The sequence below is a fragment of the Shewanella cutis genome (assembly GCF_022410515.1).
GTDB classification, from domain to species: Bacteria; Pseudomonadota; Gammaproteobacteria; order Enterobacterales; family Shewanellaceae; genus Shewanella; species Shewanella cutis.
Genome location: NZ_JACSDI010000018.1, coordinates 32,294 through 51,618, shown reverse-complemented (window position 1 = coordinate 51,618; position 19,325 = coordinate 32,294). Strand labels below are relative to the sequence as shown.

Sequence of the window (19,325 nt, the reverse complement as noted above, 5' to 3'; positions counted from 1 at the left end):
GTTACACCAACCTTGGTGCGAGCTGTTTTAACTCGGCACGGCTACCACAGAGGAATAGGGCATCCTCAGTGTGCAGGCTAAAGTCGCTATCAATCTTGCTAAATACGATCTGCCCGCGCTTAACCATCAGTGGCGCGACTTTGCCTTTAGGGCTGCGTTGCACGTTGGTTTGCTCATCGCTGTTTTTCTCTTGTAGGCTCCCTAGCAGTTGGCCAACTGTGACTTGATGTAAATGGGCTTTAATATGGATTTCAACAATATAGAGCCCATCGCCTATGGCGAGAAAATTATTCACCATAGGATAGTTAAGCGACTGGGCGACGCGGATCCCCATATCTTCTTCGGGGTGAATAATCCGCGCGACATCGAGTTTAGACAATATGGTGTGGTGTGCTTTATTGCTGGCTTTAACCCAAATATTTTGCACGCCGAGATTTTTCAGTGCCAGGGTACAGAGCAGGCTCGATTGCATATCAAAACCGATAGCGACAATCACGACTTCACTACAGGCAAGATCGAGTTCCCGCAGCGACGCCTCATCAGCGCAGTCGCAAATCACCGCTTCGGTAAGACTTTCTACATATTTTTCAACAGCTTTGTGGTCATTGTCGACACCCGTGACCGTATGACCTAAGTGGATCAGTTCTTTGCTTACAGCAACGCCGAAGCGGCCTAATCCGATGACAGTAAAATGTGCCATTTCATATCCTTTTGTTGAATTAAAGAGTGAGGCGAGCTGGCCTAGGGCGGGCCGAGGTCGGTGAGTCGATACCCTAAACCGGGCTCGGTTTTGATCAGTTGTTGTTCGTCACTATCGTTAAGCTTTTTACGCAGTTGGCTGACTAAAATCCGCAGATAATGGCCATCTTCTTGGTGAGTTTCGCCCCAGATATTACGCAGCAGCTCGCTCTGTTTGACCAGTTGCCCCGGATAGGACATTAAGTGTGCTAACAGGGCAAATTCCTTTTTGGTGAGGGCGATTTCCTGTTGGTTGAGCCAGCATTGGTGGCTGCTTTTTTGCAATTTAAGCGGGCCAAATAGCAACACATCCGCAGCAATTGAGGTATCAACAAGGTCGCGCATCAATACCTTAATGCGGACGATTAATTCCCTGATACCAAAGGGTTTACTTAGATAGTCGTTAGCGCCTGCCTCGAGTAGGCGAATTTTTTCTTCCTCCTGATCGCGGGCGGTTAAAACCAGCACAGGGGTTTTATCCTGTTGACGCAACACATGGAGTAATTCGATGCCATCGCCATCGGGCAGGCCGAGGTCGAGTACGATAAGGTGTGGCTGATGGCTGCGGTACTGTTTGAGCGCCGCGGCTATGCTGGTGGCGCCTATGTATTCAAAGCCTTCCGCCTCGAGTGAGATCCGCATAAAGGTATGGATTTGTGACTCGTCATCCACCACTAACACCTTGTAAGCCATTTATGCACTTTCCTTCATTATCGGTAACGCGATGCGGATCAGGCTGCCTTGAGCAACATTTTCGGCACTGATACGCCCGTTATGGGCAGTAATAATCCCTTTGGCGACAGGCAGACCCAATCCTGCGCCGCCATCGGTAGAGGGATGTTGGCGGTAGAAGAGTTCGAAAATCGCCTCCTTTTGAGATGGGGCTATGCCTTGTCCTAAGTCTTGAATGTCGATGCGCAGCATATGCTGGTGTCGATATAAGCTCACGGTAACGGGCTGTGTGGCGGGCGAGTAGTGCAGAGCATTGTCGAGCACATTAAAAATTGCCTGTTCAATCAAAGAGCTGCAAATCATCAATGGTGGTAGCTCTGGCTCAGTATGAATTTTGATTCTCGGTTGCTCGGTTTGAAAGCGAGCGATAGTGCGTTGTAACACTTCGCGTAGATTGGCTTCATCTAGGCTAAATTTGAGCGCGCCATGTTGTAACTTGGTCGCCTGCAAAAGATTTTCGATATATTGGTGCAGGCGATGGCTCTCGGCGGCGGCCGAGTCGATAAGCTCCTCGGTTTGCTCTGGGTTGAGCTTGGCTTGGTATTCCTTCAGCGTGGTTAAGGTGCCGATAATGGTCGCAAGGGGCGTGCGTAAATCGTGGGAGACCGAGAGTAAAATACTGTTTCTGAGCTGTGCCTGTTCGAGTGCATGCTGCTGGAGGCGGTAATGTTCGGCCAATTTGCTGCTAGTCAGGGCGACCAGCAAAAACACGCTTAGATTGACTATGTCTTCGATGTTGAACATCTGTAACGAATAGCGCGGCGTGGTAAATAAAAAATTAAAGCTTACAGCGCCAAACACGGCCACAAAGTAGGCGTAGTTAGCACTGCATTGCAGGGCCACAGCGACCACAGCGAGTTGCAGGATAAGCAGTACAGCAATGGCTGAGCCTGAAAATACATCAATAAAATAGCTAGTTATCAGTACGACCACTAACAATATGGCGGTAAATAACGCGGGATGCGTACGCCAGTAATGGGGGATTGAAGTTGTATTGGCAAATGTCATAACGGCTAAGACGTTGCGAAAATTAGCCTTACTCTAGCAAAGGCCTGTAGGGATAGCGCGTAAAAAATCCGTAAAATTTACTGGGTATAGGCGATAAGGCCAGCCGCAGATGGCCTACAACGAACCGTTTACTCTGCTCGTTATGTGCTATTTCAAACTCAGGTTGGGTGCGGTGATAGTCAAACCTTTGATATATAAAATTGACCTGATAAAAACGTCAAAGTAGGTTAATGTACAACTCAGCCTGTGGTGAGCATGACGTTTATGAAGAAATTATTAATCGTTATCTTAGCCTTAGGTCTTGGCGCCTGTGCTAGCGCGCCAGAACCTAAGCCTGTGGTAAAGCAAGTTGAACCTGTCTCTGTGTGGAACGATAGCAATATCGCTGATCTGCATTCCGAATGGCGCGGCGTGCCCTATCGCTTGGGGGGCGCTACGAAAAAAGGCATTGATTGCTCAGCCTTTGTTTCTGTGGCCTATCAAAAAATGTTGGGCATGACACTGCCGCGTACTGTTAAAGAGCAGCAAGCACTTGGCAAACCTGTGGCGCGGGATAAGCTGCGTAAAGGTGATTTAGTGTTTTTTAAAACCGGCTGGAGTACGCATCATGTGGGCATTTATGTGGGCGAAAATAATTTTCTCCATGTTTCCACTAGCCAAGGGGTGAAGATTTCGAGCTTGCTTAATAGCTATTGGGCATCTAAGTATTGGAATGCTCGGCGAATTTAAACTTAGCTATAGGTGGAGGGCTTATGACTTCAGCTTCATCCCAGCATGAGTCTCTACCCACTTCCGTTTTTCTCGCGATATTCTCGGCTGTCTTTCTGCCTATGTTTTTTGGCGGCTGTCGATCAAACCTTACTTGCCACCGCAACGCCTGCCATCGTTGAAGATTTAGGCGGCCTTAGGCAAGCCTCGTGGATCACTATCGGCTATATGTTGGCAATGGCTGCTAGCGTGCCTATTTACGGCTGGCTAGGTGACAACTTTGGCCGTGCCAAAATTCTAATGATCGCTTTAGTGGTGTTTGCGTTGGGGTCAATTGTTTCTGCCAGTGCCGGCACCATGGATCATATGATTGCTGGACGAATACTCCAAGGGCTTGGAGGTGGCGGTTTGATGAGTCTGTCTCAATCCCTTGTGGGCGAGTTAGTCCCCATACGCCAGCGGGCGCGTTTTCAAGGCTATTTTGCCGCAATGTTTACTTTAGCCAGTGTTGGTGGCCCTGTGATAGGTGGTGTTGTGGTGCATGCCTATTCTTGGCACTGGTTGTTTTGGGCGAATATCCCATTAGCCATACTGGCGATTTGGCGGCTTAATCGCTTGCATAAACAAAGTGTTAAGCCCGTGCACAAGGGACGATTTGATTTACTTGGCGTGCTTTTGTTTCCTGCCCTGATTACGGCGCTGTTGTATTGGTTATCCGAAGCGGGACAAGCCTTTGCTTGGTTATCTGCTATTAGTGTTGGTTTTATTGGATTTATCTGTGTGGGTACCATAGTGCTGTTGTGGTGGGAGCGCAAACGTGAAAGCCCCTTTTTACCACTGGATTTACTCGCCAATAAAGCTATCTATATGCCGCTATTAACGGCCGCGTTGTTTGCCGCATGTTTGTTTGCGATGATCTTCTTTTTACCCATTTATTTGCAGGTGGGTTTACAGACTAATCCGGCTAAAACCGGATTGTTGCTGATACCCATGACCTTTGGGATTGTGACAGGTTCAACCCTCGCGGGGAGGTTGTTAAGTCGGGATGTGGCCCCCAAATGGTTGCCCACCTTTGGGATGGGGATAGCCTTTATCGGTTTACTGCTAATCGGTTTATTGCCGCCCAATGCCGACTTGATTGGTGGTTTAGGTGTGCTGGTGGGTATAGGTCTAGGGACTGTGATGCCCAGTGTGCAGTTAGTCGTACAGAGTGTTTCAGGCAAGGCGCGTTTGAGCCAGATCACCGCCATGGTGTCGTTAAGCCGTTCCATGGGGGCGGCAATTGGTACCGCCTTATTTAGTTTGCTGCTTTATGGTTTACTGCCATTTAAGGGGACACAAGTGGGGATTGAAGCGATAAAACAGTTGCCCGCCGAAGCGATTCATCGTGCCTTTCAATACGGATTTATGGCGGCGTCGTTAGTGGCGCTCTGTTGTGCTATTGTTGGTTATCTTTCGCCCGCCACGGCGCTGAAAGATCATGACAGCTAGCCATTCATCTAACCCACTCGCCCTGATGACTGACGGTCAATACGTGAGCTAAGTCGAGTTGTCGGCGCGGATTTCGCTTTGTTTCTGTGCTATTTTAGCCGTAGAGAAATTAGTTGATCCCATTGTACTTTTGGGGATCGAGTAACACATAGATGTTTGGGAGAGGGATATGAGTAAAGCAAAAATCGGTATTGTAACGGTGAGCGATCGTGCCAGCGCGGGGATTTATGAGGATATCTCGGGCAAGGCGATTATCGATACTCTCAATGACTACCTCACCAGCGAGTGGGAGCCGATTTATCAAGTGATCCCCGATGAGCTGGATGTGATTGAAGCCACCCTGATCAAAATGGCCGATGAGCAGGATTGCTGCTTAATTGTGACCACTGGCGGTACTGGCCCAGCGAAACGCGATGTCACCCCAGAGGCGACTGAGGCCGTGTGCGATCGTATGATGCCTGGTTTTGGTGAGCTGATGCGTGCTGAGTCGTTAAAGTTTGTACCGACGGCCATTTTATCTCGCCAAACGGCAGGTTTACGTGGTGATTCGCTGATTGTGAACCTACCTGGCAAACCTAAATCAATCCGCGAATGTTTAGATGCGGTGTTCCCCGCCATCCCTTACTGTATCGACTTGATGGAAGGGCCGTACCTTGAGTGCAACGAGGCGGTGATAAAGCCTTTTAGACCTAAGGCAAAATAACGCGCCGTACAGAGAGATGACATAAACCCAAGCCTAGCTTGGGTTTTTTATTGGCTTGTTAATTGGGTTTGGCTGCTTGCTGCCGATCAGTAGCGCCGACACCCCTGTCGCGATAAACAGCACTGGGATTGCCACAAAATGTGCGAAGGCATTAGGCGCAATGCTGAAGTTTAACCAGAGTAAGAGTGCCCAAGTGAGACTGAGTAAGCCAAAGGCCAATGGGCGATTAAATTGGCTGAGGGTGCGCAGTGTCATAGTGTCGTCCTGTGTGCTGGAGGTTTAAGCACAGTCTAGAAACTCTCATCCAGGGCTTAAAGTGTCGTTATTGACAGTTTTAGAGTGAGTAGTGACATTTTGTGCTGATGCGCTAGACTTAATGCATGATTAGGCTGGCGAGGGCATTGGGATGAAAAGGATCACTATTTTGGCGACGGACAATACGGTTGCCAGCGGGATTATTGGCTTTCTCGATGTGTTTAGTTTCTGCAATACCTATTGGCGGCGAGTCAATCCTCAGGCCGGACAAGATCTGTTTGAGTGCCAAGTGGTGTCGAGTCATGGCGGTGATATCTTAACGAATCAAGGTATTAAAGTGCCCGCGGTGGGGCTCAATGCGCCGAGTGATATTCTGCACTCAGATGCGGTGATCTTGGCCTCAGCCATGGTGACCAATAAGAGCGAGTTTCAAAATTATCTTCATGATTTTGAGCCTTTATTCGAACCATTAAGGCTGTTTGCCGCATCCGGCAAGCCGCTGGCAGCCTATTGCTCCGGCACCTTGATCTTAGCGGCCTCCGGCCTGCTGGATGGACGTGAAGCAACCACCGTCTGGTGGCTGAATGAGATGTTTCAGCGACATTTTGCCAAGGTGGCTCTGCGGATGGACAAGCTGGTGGTGTCCGACGGCCATCTACACACCGCGGGAGCGACAACCTCGAATATGAGCCTCGCCCTGCATTTAGTGCACATTTTGGTGGGTGAACAGTTAGCAAGCCAGATGGCGAAAATTCTGCTGATTGACCCAAATCGCCAATCCCAACAACCCTTTATGACCATGGAGCTGATAAGCTCGAGCCATAAGGATGAGGTGATTTGGAATGTGCAGCAATGGATGCAGCATCATCTAACTGAACCGCTGTTACTGGACGATATTGCTGATAAATTTGCTCTAGGCAAGCGCACCCTTATCCGCCGCTTTAAAAAGGCATTAAACGAAACCCCCGCTAGTTATGTGCAGCGTCTGCGGGTGGACGAGGCGAAACGCTTATTGGAAACAACCAATTTAGGTTTAGAAGAAGTGGTCACCCGTGTGGGGTATGAGGATGTCAGCTCGTTTCGCAAATTATTCATTCAGCTAACGAGCTTAACCCCAAGGGCCTACAGGCAGCGTTTTAATACTCAGCAATATGAGTTTGATAGCGACAATTGCTGCGAGGCCGAACTGCATTAACGGCTATTTTAATGCCTCAATTTGCTGTGCCAGTGTTGTCTTGGCGGCGTTGTCCTCCGCGTCAGTCACAATGCGCTCCAGCACTTGTACTCGTTCAATCAGTACCTGATTTTGTAGACTCATCTGGGTGAGTTTATCCTCAAGTTGGGGATTGTTTCCGCCACCCAGTTGGCGCATTTTTAGGTAATGCTTAAACATCTCTGTAGCGCTTACACCGATAATAAAGGTCACCATAATCACCAGTAAGACATATTCGTTTTCCATAACAAGCTCCTTAACTCAATATAAGGGCGCGGAGCGCCCTGTTGTCGGGTGATAGTGTTATAAACCGAAGATCACTTTTTCGCTCTTTAACGATTTTTCCATGCCTAATGCCAGTATTACCGCAATGGCGAGTGTGCCCAAGGTCGATACCAGCAATTGCAGCATGTTCATATCTTTACCTTTAATAAAGTCCATCAGTGCCTGTTGTTGACCGGATACCGGCAACCACTGCAGTACGTCGGGCGCGATGTTGTAGCTGGCGGCCATCGACAGCGCCAAGGGCACAAACAGCACCATGGTTAGATAGGACTGGGCTTCCTTAAAGGTTTTGGCCATAAAGGACACAAACAATTGCAAACAGGCAGCCATCAGGGCAACTGGGATACCGACCAGCAGCATCAATGCCATAAATTCGCTGGTAATGCTGACGCTAAAGCCGAGCTCCTGCCAAGGCACGAAGGTATAGGCGACCTTAGAGACTAACAAAATCAACACTAAGCCGAGCAAGGCAAACAGACCGACAGCAATGATTTTAGAGAGCACTAATTGGCGCGTGGTCAGCGGATGGCTGAGTAACAATGCCAAAGAGTTACGTTCACGCTCACCGGCGCTGGTGTCGATGGCCAAGTTCATCCCCGAGATAAACACTGAGTAAATCATAGTGAAAATGGCGATGCCTAAGATCATCCCGCCCTTAGAGTCGGTCGTGGCTTGGTCATGCACATTCACTTTCAGTGGTTGCACCACGCGAGGGTCGATACCGCGGGCGATTAAGCGCAGGCTGCCCATTTCGGCGCTGTAGGCCTGCAACTGTTTCTCTAAGCGGCGAATCGAGTTTTGCAGTTTTTCCTCGGAGTTATCGGCAACGATAGTGATTTCTGCGCCTTTGCCTTGGTTCATCTGCTTGGCATAGTCGGGGCTGATAATCAGCTCGATGGCTTTGAGATCCTTCGCGCCAGCTTCGCCTTGGGTAATGCCCTTGTTGGACAAAAAACGCACTAAGTCCGGCGCTTTGTCGGGGTTAGTGATGCTGATTTTAAGATCGTCTGGGCTAGTGAGCTGACCGATAAGCACCATAAACAGCCCGCACATAATTAGCGGCGTACCGATGGCGTAGTAGAGTCCCGCCATCACAGATCGTTTATCGCGGGCGGCGTCTATCAGTTCCTTGCGAACCATTGCGATGATTTTATTCATGATTATTCCTTATCCCAAGTTTGTCTGTTCGCCATTAGGTCGAAGCAGGCGTTATCGCAATTTGTATAAGCGTTGATGTGGTTATGAGTCATCATGCGGCAATCCCCTCATCGGTGCCGATCAGCTGGATAAAGGCATCTTCGAGCGAGGCTTTACCCGTTTGCGCGCAGAGTTGCTCTGGGCTGCCGATGGCGACCACTCGGCCCTGCGCCATCACGATCACTTGGTCGCACAATGCCGCGACTTCCTGCATCACATGGCTGGAAAACAGCACACAATGCCCTTGATTCTTAAGGTCGATAAGAATATCCCGCAGCAAACGGGTACTCATTACATCGAGTCCACGGGTCGGTTCGTCGAGGATAATATTGCTCGGGCTGTGGACTATGGCTTGGGCGAGGGCGGTTTTCATTCGTTGCCCTTGGGAGAAGCCTTTACAGCGGCGATCGCTAATATCTTCGAGGCGCAGTTTGGCGATAACCTTGCTGGTGGCCTCTTTGGCGTCGCTCGCAGATAAGCCGCTGAGTTCGGCAAAGTAACGGATATATTCCCGCGGTGTGAGGCGCTCATACAGGCCAAATGGATCGGGGAATAAACCTAACTGCTGCTTGGCACCAATCGGGTCGATGGCGACATCGATACCTTCAATTTCAGCCGTGCCGGTATCGGGTTTCAGCAGGCCAAAAATCGTGCGTAAACAGGTGGTTTTACCGGCGCCATTGGGGCCGAGCAGGCCGGTGATCTGACCGTTTTCGGCCACAAAACTCAAATCGTTTAGGGCCTGCACTTCGCCGATGCGCTTAGAAAGATGGGATACTTTGATCATGACTTACTCCTTGGCTCCAGTGCTGGGCTTGTCCTTGGGCTTATCTTTGGAAGACTGGGTTGCATCTTCGGTCGCGAGTGGCTCAACCGAGCTGGCATTTAAATAGAAACTACGGCGCACATCCTTTTTCAAACATTCACCATCGAGATCTTTAACCGAACCAGTACGCACTAATTCGGCGATTAAGTTGTTGGCACAGGACTGATAGGCCACGCCATGGGTGGCGTATGGCGCGACCAAGTGTTTAGCGTTGGTGAGTTTTTCCATCGCAAGCTCACCCCAACTCGGTGGTGTGGCAGGGTCGATTTCGCCCGACAGCAACAGCGTGGGGATTGCACTCTTAATCGGCTCGCTAAAGTTGGCATCGACGGGCGGCACCTTCCACACAGAACACGATGCTTCGAGGCTGTCGAGCATGGTTTTACCGACATAAGAGGTTTTGGCCTGTTCACGCATCGCAGGGGTGATGCGATGGATGTCTTCACCGCAGACGACTGAGGCGTGCATGCCCATCGCCATACCCGCTCCATCGGTAGTTAAGGCATACAATCCGAGTAGCGGTTGATAGTTACCTTTGGCGGCTTGATGAATTGCATGGGGCACTAAGGCGCGCACATTGGTTTGATATAACGCCATTCTGATCGCGCCGTAAAACTTCGCACGGGTGAGCGTGAGTAAGGTCTTTTCACCAGTGACGGGGTCGTGTACTTGCTCTGTGATTGGCCCTTCGGTCAGTCTTGCAACCACTTGGTCAAACTCGGCCTTGAGCTCTGGAAACTCGGCATGGCAGGCTGCGGTTTCTTGGCAGTCTTTAAACAGTAAGTCAAAGCCGCGCTCAATTGCCGAGCCGATTTCTAATACGCTCTGCTGCATTGGCACTATGCCGTCTAAGGTGACAGTGGCTAGATGCTCGGGATACAAACGCATATACAGCTGCGCCATGCGTGTGCCGTAGGATATGCCGTATAAATGCAGTTTTTTGTAGCCTAAATGGGCGCGCACGGCTTCGAAATCTTTGACGGCGTTAAGGCTGCCGTATTGGGTGACATCGCTACCCGTTAATTGATCTCGGCATTTTTGCGCTTCGGCTAAGCTGTCAACGTTATCATCGTTGAAGGCGAGTAAGGATTGCGGGCCTGCATCGCAATTCAATAGGTTTGAGCGACCAGTACCACGTTGATCAATCAGCAAAATATCTCGCTGCTGGCGCACCTTGTTAAGCATGGTATTAAAGCTTGCCGCGTTATCGATGGCCGATTGCCCTGGGCCGCCAGCGATCGCCAGTAAGGCTTCTTCATGGTTGGCATTTTTCACCGCTGGCAGGACTACATAATGCACTTGGATCTGCTTGCCATCGGGCTTGTTAGGATTTTCTGGTACAGTCACAAAGCCGCAGTTTAAACGGTCCGAAACACCGTCCACATAACAGGTATTTGTGGGGGGTGTTGGAGGCGTTGGTTTATCACTTGCCCAAACCGTTGCGCTAGCCATGGCGAGCATAAGTGTACTCAAGCTTATGATTTTGCTGGTTGAAATACGCTTATGCCAGCCTGTGTTTGAGCACTTAATCGCAACGCAAGCGCCGGCATTATGGGACTTCCTGTGGATCATGCTATCTATCATGAGCGCTTTCCTTTTTGCATTTCAGGATGAGTGTGATACTTTAAATACAGTGTATCGGTGTATCAATGTATTAATACAGTGTGTAAAGCCTAATGTTAGAACTTTTAAATGTCAACCCCAGCAGTGGTGAGCCAATTTACAAGCAATTACACGAGCAAATCGTGCGCTTGATTGTGGGCGGCCAACTGCAAGAGGAAGACGTATTACCTTCAGTACGGCAAATTGCGGAATACCTTGCGGTGAACCCGATGACCGTATCCCGCGCGATTCAGCAATTGGTGGATCAGGGCTGGTTAGAGCGCCGTCGTGGGCAGGCGACTAGGGTCGCTGCCCGTGCCGAGGCGATAGAGTCGGGCGTGAGTCTGCTTGAGCCGCAATTAGATGGCCTATTGGCACAAGCCAAGCAGCTGGGCGTGAGCCTGCCCGAGTTGCTGCAATTGATTAACGAGCGCTGGCAAGCCTAGTCGGCCCAAGCGAAAACGAGAATAAAAAGGACGCAATTCGATGGATCAAGAGTTTCCCCCAATACTTGAGTTTTCTAAGGTAAACAAAGTTTTTCGTGGAAAAAATGGCGTTGAAAAACCGGCGTTAAAGGATCTGTCCTTGCGCTTGTCTGCCGGAATGGTGGTTGGCTTATTGGGGCAAAATGGTGCGGGTAAATCAACCTTAATGCGCTGTGCTTTGGGGATCCTTTCGCCCGATTCGGGTGACATCCGCACCTTAGGTGAGACGCCGGAACAACTCTCGTCTGCCGCAAAGGAGCGCCTTGGCTATGTGCCGCAGCAACCTTTTGGTTATGAAGGTTTTACCGTTGAACGTGCCCTTGATTTACACCGTAGCTTTTATCCTCACTGGGATATGCAGCTAGAGCAAGATTGGCTTACACGCTTTGAGTTAGATGTCAGCCAACAGATACAACGCCTGTCTGTCGGTCAGCGCCAATCCTTAGCGTTGATCATGGCAATGGCCTATCGCCCTGAGCTGCTAATCCTCGATGAACCTGTGGCCAGCCTCGATCCTATCGTCAGACGCAAATTTATGGTCGATTTGTTCGACTTGGCCCTCGAATCCGGCTCGGCGGTGCTGTTTTCATCCCATATCACCTCAGATTTAGAGCGGGTCGCGAGCCATGTGGCACTGATTAAACAGGGTGAATTAGTGCTGTTTAAGGAAATCGATGCCCTGCGGGAAGAGGTGTGTCTACTCAAACTGGCTGCGGGTACTGAGTTGCCTGAACAGGTGCGTATTTTGAGCCGTGATGGTGATTCTGTGCTTGTGGATAGGGGCGATATTGAGCTTAATCTCCCCGGTGTACTACGCAGCGAGGCGCTGAATTTGGAGCAACTCTTTGTGGAGTTACACAAATGAGTACCGTGAAGTCACTCGTGCAACCTACTGATAAGCCAGCAACAACGCATTCAATCAATCCCTTTAACGGCATGCTGCGCCTGTGGTTGTTTGATGTCGGCAGTGTGAGTTTTCTCGGCACAGGTATATTTGGCTTGGTGCTGAGTATCTTAGCGGGATGGGCTGGGCAAAAGGACAGTTTTGATATTTTTGTTGGCATGGGGATTGTCTCTACTGCTGCGGCGGTCGCATGGCAGTTGATTCGCTTGATGGCGAGTGAATGCTCAATCTTAATCCCCCGTTATCGGCAAAATATCTTTATCCAGTGCGAAGTGATGCTTATCGGTGTGTTTAGCCTTGCGGTGCTCTTATGTGTATTGTTTGGTTTTAGTGCTAGCCTGTCGTTACTGGTGTTTGCTCAAGGGATAAGCTTAGGTTTTATCTTGCTGTGTCTGTGGCAAACACAATGGTTTTACTCCTCATTTTTACTGTTTATCTTAGTGCCATTTTCCAGTACTTTGGCCGAACAAGTGCCACTATGGTTAAGCTTGGCCCTGTTGTTTGTCTTTGCCGCAGTGATTTGGCGCCGCTGCCTAGTGTTACCTTGGCGGGTTGAGGCTCGCAGTGTGTACCTCAACGGCCTAGAAATGGGCTGGTTTTGGCTGCCTAATCTGCAATCCATGCGGTTTTTGAGCCGCTTCGAGCGCTATTTGCATCCGGTTAACTTTTTTATCGGGCCGATGTTGACCGTATTACTCTTGTTGCTTCCGGTGTTGGCGTTAGTGCTTGGAGTGTTATCCCATCAGTTTAATTGGGATTTTCCGGTGTTATTGCTACTGGCGCAGTTTTGTGTGATCAGCTGTGCGCTGGTGCATTGGAGCCGGGTGCAGCGAGCGCGCGCAACAGAGTTACTGTTGTTGATGCCGGGCTTTGATGGCCGAACTGGTTTGGTCAATGCTTTTGCCCAAGGGCAGCAGCGATTACTGTATCTCATCAGTGTCGGTGTGTTGCTCTGTAGCCTTTTTATTACTTGGCTCAATGGCGAGATGAGTGTGCCATTGCTGGCGCACTTAGTGATAAGCACCTATTGGGCTTGTGCCTTGGTATTAGGGCTAGGTTGTTTGTGCCGCCGCGTGTTACAGGTGAGCCTGAGTATGTTGGTGGTGCTGGCACATTCACTTTGGGTATCCCTCAGCTTAGCGGTGCAGCATGACGGTCATCTGTGCTATTGGTTATTAGGCGATATTTTACTGGCTGTGTTGGGGCAGGTCGCCCTGTTTTGGGGCAGTAAAACGCTGTGGCGAAGTGATATTGACGGGCTTTAACCACATAGAAATGACGTGATTTGGGCGACATTTGCACAAGATTAGAGCAAAAACTCTTAGTTTTTAGTTTGCCTTCAGGTAGAATGCTGCAAAAGCGGTACACTTGTAAGCTAAAAGGTGAGGCATTCATGTCGCTCGAACAATATCACGTAATTCGACTATTACAGCAGCAAAGCCAGTCGTTAAAGGAGGCTATTGCGCTGGAAGGTTTTGAAATGGCTGCACCTTGGCATCAAGTCAGTTGGCAGGCATTCGATCAAATCAGCCATAAAATTGCACAGGTGTTGATTGAACTTGGCATACAAGTGCAAGACCGTTGTGTGATCCTGTCGCAAAACTGCCCTCAATGGACCTGTGCCGATGTCGGCACCCTGAAAAGTCGCGCCATTGTCGTGCCTATTTACCCAACCAGTACCTTAGAGCAAGCCAGCTTTATCGTTAATGATGCTGCTGCCAAGGTGATTTTTGTCGACGATGCCAAGCAATATGCGCTGGCCTGTGAGCTGCAAACGCTTTGCCCGACCTTAGAGCATGTGATTGTGTTCGATGCTGCGGTACAACTGGCTCAAGATAAACCTCAGCATAAACATTTAGATAGCTTACTGGCGTTGGAGTATGACCAATGTGCTGAGCTCGAACAGCGCTTAAAAGACGCTAATCTCGATGATTTGTTAACCCTAATTTATACTTCTGGCACCACTGGCGACCCTAAGGGTGTGATGCTGGATTACCGCAATATGGCCTCGACTGTGCATCAGCACGATCTGATTTTGCCTTTCAAAACTGGCGATGTGTCTTTGGCTTTCCTGCCGCTTAGCCATGTGTTTGAGCGTGGCTGGAGCTTCTATGTGTTGTGCCGCGGTGGCCACAATGTGTATTTGCAGAATACCCAAAGAGTAAAAGAGGCGATTAGTGCTGTGCGTCCGCATACCCTATGCGTGGTGCCGCGTTTCCTCGAGAAGGTTTACAGCGCCGTGCAGGATAAAGTCGCTAAATCTGCCGAGGGCCGTAAAAAATTATTCGCTTGGGCTATGGGGGTTGGCGAGCGTCAGTTTGAAGTCAGCCAAGGCCGTGCTAAGGGCGGTTTGTGGTTATCTTTGCAGTGGCGTTTGGCGAACAAACTGGTTTACAGCAAGTTGCAGGCTGTACTCGGTGGACGGTTAAAGTTTATGCCCTGTGGCGGTGCTGCACTCGATTTAAATGTAGCGTCTTTCTTCCATGCCATTGGTATTCCAGTGCTTTGCGGTTACGGCATGACTGAAACAAACGCTACTGTGACCTGTAACACCTTGGACAATCGTGTTGCAGGATCAAATGGTAAAGTCTTGCCCGAAATCCAAATTAAGCTGGGTAAGGACGACGAGATTTTAGTCCGTGGTGACACTGTGATGCGCGGTTATTACAATCGCCCTGAAGACACTGCCGCTGCCTTTGAGGATGGCTGGTTAAAGACCGGCGATGCGGGGCGACTTGATGCCCACGGCAATTTATTTATTACCGATCGTATTAAAGAATTGATGAAGACCTCTAACGGTAAATATATTGCACCGCAAAGGGTTGAGGGTGCTGTTGGGTGTTGTCCTTTTATCGAGCAGGTGGCGGTGATTGCCGATGCGCGTAACTATGTGACTGCGCTGATTGTGCCAGCTTTTGAATCTCTCGAAGCGTGGGCGAAAGAAAAGGGCTTAAAGTATGAGTCGCCCATTGAACTCTTGCGCCACAGCCATGTGGTTGAGCATTTTGAACAACGCTTAAAGCATCTACAGCAGGAGTTGGCAGGATTTGAGCAAATCAAAAAGTTTACCCTGCTGCCGGAAGCTTTTTCGATGGAGGCGGGGTTAATCACACCGACGCTTAAGTTGCGCCGCAAAATGATTTATCACAAGTACGCCCATGAAATAAATGCTATGTACAATAATTGATTGTTAAATTCTTGATCTAAAAAGGCCGCATTGCGGCCTTTTTTGTCGCTGCCACTTCCTGAAGCATTAAAGTTAGCTTAAAATTCGGCCCGTTTACTGGTGCGCACGAGGCGCAAGGTGTCGGTGTAAAGGATAGTTAAATGGAACTTTCGATTCGTCGTTTATGCGCCGCAGTTGGTGCGGTGTTGCTTTCTTCGTTTGCGGTGATTCCTGCTGCCCTTGCGGCGGAATATGACAAAATTGTTCACGGTCCCGTGGATCTTCCCAATGGCCAATGGCTCAATTTTTATCAGAAAGATCAACAGGTATGGGGCGAAATGCTCTACGGCGATGCGCCTGGAGTTCGCATCGACGATTACGGCCGCGCTGAAATCGTGGCGGTGTTTTACTATGACTTCGACAAAGGCGGCACCAAAGAAGTGATCGTCATGCTCAAGGATGTCGATGGCCAGCATCTACGGGGTTATGGTTTTGAGGGCGAGGAGTTGACTAAACTGCCGCGTCTGCAAGTCGTACTTGATGAGGTTGCGCCTAGTATTACTACCTTTACCGTAGGTGGGGTTCGCAAGGTGTTAAGCCAGTTACCACCACAGCAGTATCGTATGACCTATGAGGCCGAAGGGGTAAAAGATCCTGAAATCAAAGCGATTCTCGACGGTACCTCCAAGCATAAACCGACCCTAATCGGTTATCGAAATTCAGAAGGCGCAGCAACGGATGTTAAAACCGCAGTGGAATACAAGCTGCGTTATCCCGTGACTCGCACTGATAAAGATGCCGAGGGTCGCGAACGCCAATATAGTCTGGTTGCTACCTTTGATCGCAGTGCCTACGTCGAAGAAGATGGCAGTTTTATGTTGGTCGCCATTGGTTATGAGGCCGACGACGCCAACTGGTTGAAAAGTGGTGGCGCCAAAATCCCCCGTACTGGTCCATTTTACGAATTCATGAGTATGGGCAGTAGTTGGGCTGGTGTTGCCAGTGAAGCCAATTATGTGCAGGGTGAGCTGGATGGTCACTTTGCCGCCTATGATGCTCGCAATGGCAGTGTGATGTATGCCGGTGATTATAAGCTGGGTAAACAAGTGGGTAAGTGGATGGAAGCCGACAGCCGTGAAACCTACTGGGAAGGCGAGTACCTCGACGGTAAAAAGCAGGGCAAATGGGTGTTGCAGTCCATGATGGATGATGCCGATAACTACGGCTTTATTCACTACAACAAGGGCGTGCCCGATGGCCCGAGTGAAATCTATACCCCAGATTACGATTCCGGCACCGAAGGCGCGAAGAAATTGTCCGAAAAGGGCATTTATCTCAATGGTGTAAAAGACGGTGAGTGGCTTGAGTCCGATGGCAGCAAAGGCCAGTATCAAAAGGGCGTGAAGCAAGGCGCTTGGACGGAAAAGGTTACCCAAGGGGATTATCGCTTTCAAAGCGGTGAAGGCAGCTACCTCGATGGTAAACGATCAGGCACTTGGGTCTATATCCGAACGCCAGATGCTAACGATGCCTTTACCACCAAGCAATCGGTGACTTACCTCTATAAGACCGAAGTCAACTATGAGAATGGCCTACGCCAAGGTGAGGCAAAGTTATTCAATAAAGATAATTTTATGTTTGCCCTCAAACATTATGATAAGGGCAGACTCCACGGTGAAAGTTTATGGTATTCAGCGCCGAATATTGTCAGCAATGTTGCCAATTATCGTCAAGGGGAGTTGGATGGCCCACAAATGTGGCTCGAGCCTAACGGCGATCTGAATGAGTTGAGTCAATATAAGTTCAATGACGCCGTAAAACTTAAACCGTCGCAGGATGAATGCATGATGCGAAAAGAGCCCTACGCAGGCGATTGTGAGGGCGTGTTAAACGCAAAAAATACCGAGACTAGCTCGATTAAAGACGGTGAGCAGCGAGTGTATCACGGCGGCAAACTATCCGAATTAAGCTATTACACTAATGGGTCAGTCGATAAAGAATATCGATTCGATTCCAACGGCCGCTTAATGTCCCTGCAGGCTTATAAAGCTGGTAAGGAATATGGCCCAAGCATCCGCTATTCCACCGACGGTGGCTATTCACTCGTCCAATATGGTCATCTTATCAATAACCGCCTCTCTGGCCCCCATTACACTTTCTATCCGAATGGCCAGTTAAAGAGCTTGTGGAACTATTGCCAGCAAGAAGGGGAGATGTGGAACGGTGAACCTTATTTCTGGGATAACGCCATTGCACGTTGCGGTATTCAGCGGGAATATTTTGATAATGGTGCCGTGAGTTGTATCGAGGATCTCGACAGCAATTATGCCGTGGATAAAGTCTGTTATGACCAGAATGGTAAGTTAGCCAGCGAAATGCTGCGGATTGATGAGCAACATGTGGTGCACAAGCGCTATATCAACGGAGTGATCTATCAGGAAGAACCAGGATTCTCGGATTTTTCCCATGTGACTAAGGGGCGAAAAATCTATCACCTAGAAAACCCAAAAAGCCATGGTGTATTTAAGTCCTACCGTAACGGTCAGCTAGAATACGAAAAAATCTATGATATGGGTAAAGCTGGCTGTATGAAGAAGTACGATGCTAATGGCAAGCAAACCCCAGAGACCGCGAGCTGCCAGTTCTAGCATCGCGCTTCTTATTTCTGTTAGGCTTGATCGGGATAAACGGGGCCATCGCCTTGTTTATCCCATTCACTGCATAAAAGTATAAGAACAACAAAAGGGAAGTTTGCATGTTAGTCACCGAATACAGCCTGGACATCCAGCCAAGATTTACCGAAACCGATGGCCTTGGCCATATTAACAACACAGTGATCCCCGTGTGGTGCGAGGCGGCGCGTACACCAATCTTCGAGATTTTTAATCCAGAATTGGATTTGCATCAGTGGAACTTAATCGTGGCAGGTTTTACTGTGGCCTTTATCGCACCGACTTACTACGGCAAGAATGTCACCGTTAAAACCTATGTTAGCCGTATCGGTAATAGCAGTTTCGAACTGACCCAAACCTGTTGGCAAGCGGGCAATAAAACCGCCGAAGTGAAAACCACTTTGGTGCATTACGACTATCACAGTGAAAAAAGCCGTCCCATCCCCGAAGATATTCGTGAAATGCTCGCTAATCTGAGTGGCCCAAGTGAGTCAAATTAAGCGCCATATTATTACTCGGGGTATAAATCCTATTAATCTGCTATGCAGTTCATGCATTTTTATTAGTGCAGGCACAGGGTTAGGCTCGCATCGGTTTATCCCCTACTCAAGATAGATAATCACAAAGGTGCAGTTAAGCACGTTAACATCAGCGTCTAGGCTCGGGGTGTAGATATCTGCAGGACTAGGGCCGCGCCATGTGTCTCTTTGTTCGTGAGTGAGCAGAAACGTTTGCTGAGCATGATTGAATTGAACCTGGAGTTTTATGCCGTCAAAGGTCCAAGTTCCAGTGTGTTGTTCAAGCTTAAAGTTATCATTTGTAGGCTTTTCATATTCGAGTACCGCTTTGCCTTGGGGCGTGAGATTAAGGGTTGCATCGCCCGCTGCGCAGCGATCTGTTCTGATAAAAGATGGTTGTAAGGCTGATGACGTCTGCTCGCTATTGCGTAAGTAAATACCGACATTATTTGTACTGAAAAAGTGCTTACCTTCGGCAAATTTATACTCTGTCGGTTCGGTAAAACCTTGGCCTTTGAGGATATTTTTAATATCAGAGATAGCTTGGGTATCTCGATAAGCGGGATTGGTGGCAAGCACCGCATCAGGGAATTCAGCCGGAATAGCAATAGGGCTTTGGTTCACCTGCCAGCCGGATTGCATTAAGGCGGTTTCAATAGCCTTTATTTTAATGAGCTCAACACCTTGAACGATCAAAATGGCTTGGCGTTGTTGGCAGCCGGACAAGAGCGTTAGGCCAACAAGCAGTAAACCATGGCCAAATCGAGATAGCTTCATGTGGTGGGCATTCCTTTGCGGCGATATCATTGAGTATGTTGTGAA

Annotated in this window: 18 protein-coding genes and 1 pseudogene; 10 read left to right on the top strand and 9 right to left on the bottom strand. The window is 49.1% G+C overall.

Features of this window, described 5'->3' with window-relative positions; translation table 11 throughout:
- Nucleotide 1: 1 nt before the first annotated feature.
- The 3 genes from H9J30_RS17725 to H9J30_RS17715 are packed head-to-tail and all read right to left on the bottom strand — an operon-like array spanning nucleotide 2 to nucleotide 2,478.
- Nucleotides 2-700 (bottom strand): potassium channel family protein, encoded by a 699-nt coding sequence (locus H9J30_RS17725; RefSeq protein WP_240132211.1) that lies wholly within the window; start codon nucleotides 698-700, stop codon nucleotides 2-4.
- Nucleotides 701-741: 41 nt separating this feature from the next.
- Nucleotides 742-1,431, bottom strand: coding sequence for a response regulator transcription factor (locus H9J30_RS17720; RefSeq protein ID WP_240132210.1), 690 nt, complete (start codon nucleotides 1,429-1,431; stop codon nucleotides 742-744).
- Nucleotides 1,432-2,478 (bottom strand): sensor histidine kinase, encoded by a 1,047-nt coding sequence (locus H9J30_RS17715; protein WP_240132209.1) that lies wholly within the window; start codon nucleotides 2,476-2,478, stop codon nucleotides 1,432-1,434.
- A 264-nt stretch (nucleotides 2,479-2,742) separates the two neighbouring features.
- Here H9J30_RS17715 and H9J30_RS17710 point away from each other — a divergent pair, with 264 nt between their 5' ends.
- From H9J30_RS17710 to mog, 3 genes and pseudogenes are all read left to right on the top strand, one after another.
- On the top strand, nucleotides 2,743-3,207 hold the full coding sequence (locus tag H9J30_RS17710; RefSeq protein ID WP_240132208.1) for an NlpC/P60 family protein: 465 nt from the start codon (nucleotides 2,743-2,745) through the stop codon (nucleotides 3,205-3,207).
- A 23-nt stretch (nucleotides 3,208-3,230) separates the two neighbouring features.
- A pseudogene (locus H9J30_RS17705) lies at nucleotides 3,231-4,677 on the top strand (MFS transporter).
- A gap of 169 nt (nucleotides 4,678-4,846) precedes the next feature.
- Entirely contained in the window at nucleotides 4,847-5,380 is a 534-nt protein-coding gene (mog, locus tag H9J30_RS17700) for a molybdopterin adenylyltransferase (RefSeq protein ID WP_240132206.1), read from the top strand.
- A 33-nt stretch (nucleotides 5,381-5,413) separates the two neighbouring features.
- On the opposite strand, the gene H9J30_RS17695 is transcribed toward mog, so the two are convergent.
- Nucleotides 5,414-5,635, bottom strand: coding sequence for a hypothetical protein (locus H9J30_RS17695; RefSeq protein ID WP_240132205.1), 222 nt, complete (start codon nucleotides 5,633-5,635; stop codon nucleotides 5,414-5,416).
- Nucleotides 5,636-5,786: 151 nt separating this feature from the next.
- On the opposite strand from H9J30_RS17695, the gene H9J30_RS17690 reads away from it, so the two are divergent.
- A complete protein-coding gene (locus H9J30_RS17690) occupies nucleotides 5,787-6,830 on the top strand; it encodes a GlxA family transcriptional regulator (RefSeq protein ID WP_240132204.1) in 1,044 nt (347 codons plus the stop codon).
- A 3-nt stretch (nucleotides 6,831-6,833) separates the two neighbouring features.
- On the opposite strand, the gene H9J30_RS17685 is transcribed toward H9J30_RS17690, so the two are convergent.
- The 4 genes from H9J30_RS17685 to H9J30_RS17670 all read right to left on the bottom strand — a co-directional run bounded on the left by H9J30_RS17685 (nucleotide 6,834) and on the right by H9J30_RS17670 (nucleotide 10,740).
- On the bottom strand, nucleotides 6,834-7,094 hold the full coding sequence (locus H9J30_RS17685; RefSeq protein WP_240132203.1) for a phage shock protein B: 261 nt from the start codon (nucleotides 7,092-7,094) through the stop codon (nucleotides 6,834-6,836).
- A 57-nt stretch (nucleotides 7,095-7,151) separates the two neighbouring features.
- Nucleotides 7,152-8,291, bottom strand: coding sequence for an ABC transporter permease (locus H9J30_RS17680; RefSeq protein ID WP_240132202.1), 1,140 nt, complete (start codon nucleotides 8,289-8,291; stop codon nucleotides 7,152-7,154).
- 91 nt (nucleotides 8,292-8,382) lie between these two features.
- A complete protein-coding gene (locus H9J30_RS17675) occupies nucleotides 8,383-9,117 on the bottom strand; it encodes an ABC transporter ATP-binding protein (RefSeq protein WP_037416198.1) in 735 nt (244 codons plus the stop codon).
- 3 nt (nucleotides 9,118-9,120) lie between these two features.
- Nucleotides 9,121-10,740 carry an alpha/beta hydrolase gene (locus tag H9J30_RS17670; protein WP_240132201.1) on the bottom strand — a complete coding sequence of 540 codons (1,620 nt, stop codon included), beginning with the start codon at nucleotides 10,738-10,740 and terminating at the stop codon, nucleotides 9,121-9,123.
- Between the two features lie 92 nt (nucleotides 10,741-10,832).
- Between H9J30_RS17670 and H9J30_RS17665 the strand changes: the two genes are divergently transcribed.
- From H9J30_RS17665 to H9J30_RS17640, 6 genes are all read left to right on the top strand, one after another.
- Nucleotides 10,833-11,204 carry a GntR family transcriptional regulator gene (locus H9J30_RS17665; protein WP_240132200.1) on the top strand — a complete coding sequence of 124 codons (372 nt, stop codon included), beginning with the start codon at nucleotides 10,833-10,835 and terminating at the stop codon, nucleotides 11,202-11,204.
- 40 nt (nucleotides 11,205-11,244) lie between these two features.
- The gene (locus H9J30_RS17660) at nucleotides 11,245-12,108 is read left to right on the top strand and encodes an ABC transporter ATP-binding protein (protein WP_240132199.1); all 864 of its coding nucleotides are present in this window, start codon (nucleotides 11,245-11,247) and stop codon (nucleotides 12,106-12,108) included.
- Nucleotides 12,105-13,412 carry an ABC transporter permease gene (locus tag H9J30_RS17655; RefSeq protein ID WP_240132198.1) on the top strand — a complete coding sequence of 436 codons (1,308 nt, stop codon included), beginning with the start codon at nucleotides 12,105-12,107 and terminating at the stop codon, nucleotides 13,410-13,412. The genes H9J30_RS17660 and H9J30_RS17655 overlap by 4 nt, the downstream gene beginning before the upstream one ends.
- Nucleotides 13,413-13,540: 128 nt before the next feature.
- Complete coding sequence (locus tag H9J30_RS17650; protein WP_240132197.1) at nucleotides 13,541-15,334, top strand: AMP-dependent synthetase/ligase; 1,794 nt, start codon at nucleotides 13,541-13,543, stop codon at nucleotides 15,332-15,334.
- A gap of 140 nt (nucleotides 15,335-15,474) precedes the next feature.
- Complete coding sequence (locus tag H9J30_RS17645; protein ID WP_240132196.1) at nucleotides 15,475-17,961, top strand: toxin-antitoxin system YwqK family antitoxin; 2,487 nt, start codon at nucleotides 15,475-15,477, stop codon at nucleotides 17,959-17,961.
- A gap of 107 nt (nucleotides 17,962-18,068) precedes the next feature.
- Nucleotides 18,069-18,485 carry an acyl-CoA thioesterase gene (locus H9J30_RS17640; RefSeq protein WP_240132195.1) on the top strand — a complete coding sequence of 139 codons (417 nt, stop codon included), beginning with the start codon at nucleotides 18,069-18,071 and terminating at the stop codon, nucleotides 18,483-18,485.
- A gap of 102 nt (nucleotides 18,486-18,587) precedes the next feature.
- On the opposite strand, the gene H9J30_RS17635 is transcribed toward H9J30_RS17640, so the two are convergent.
- Nucleotides 18,588-19,280 (bottom strand): hypothetical protein, encoded by a 693-nt coding sequence (locus tag H9J30_RS17635; RefSeq protein ID WP_240132194.1) that lies wholly within the window; start codon nucleotides 19,278-19,280, stop codon nucleotides 18,588-18,590.
- Nucleotides 19,281-19,325: the final 45 nt, after the last annotated feature.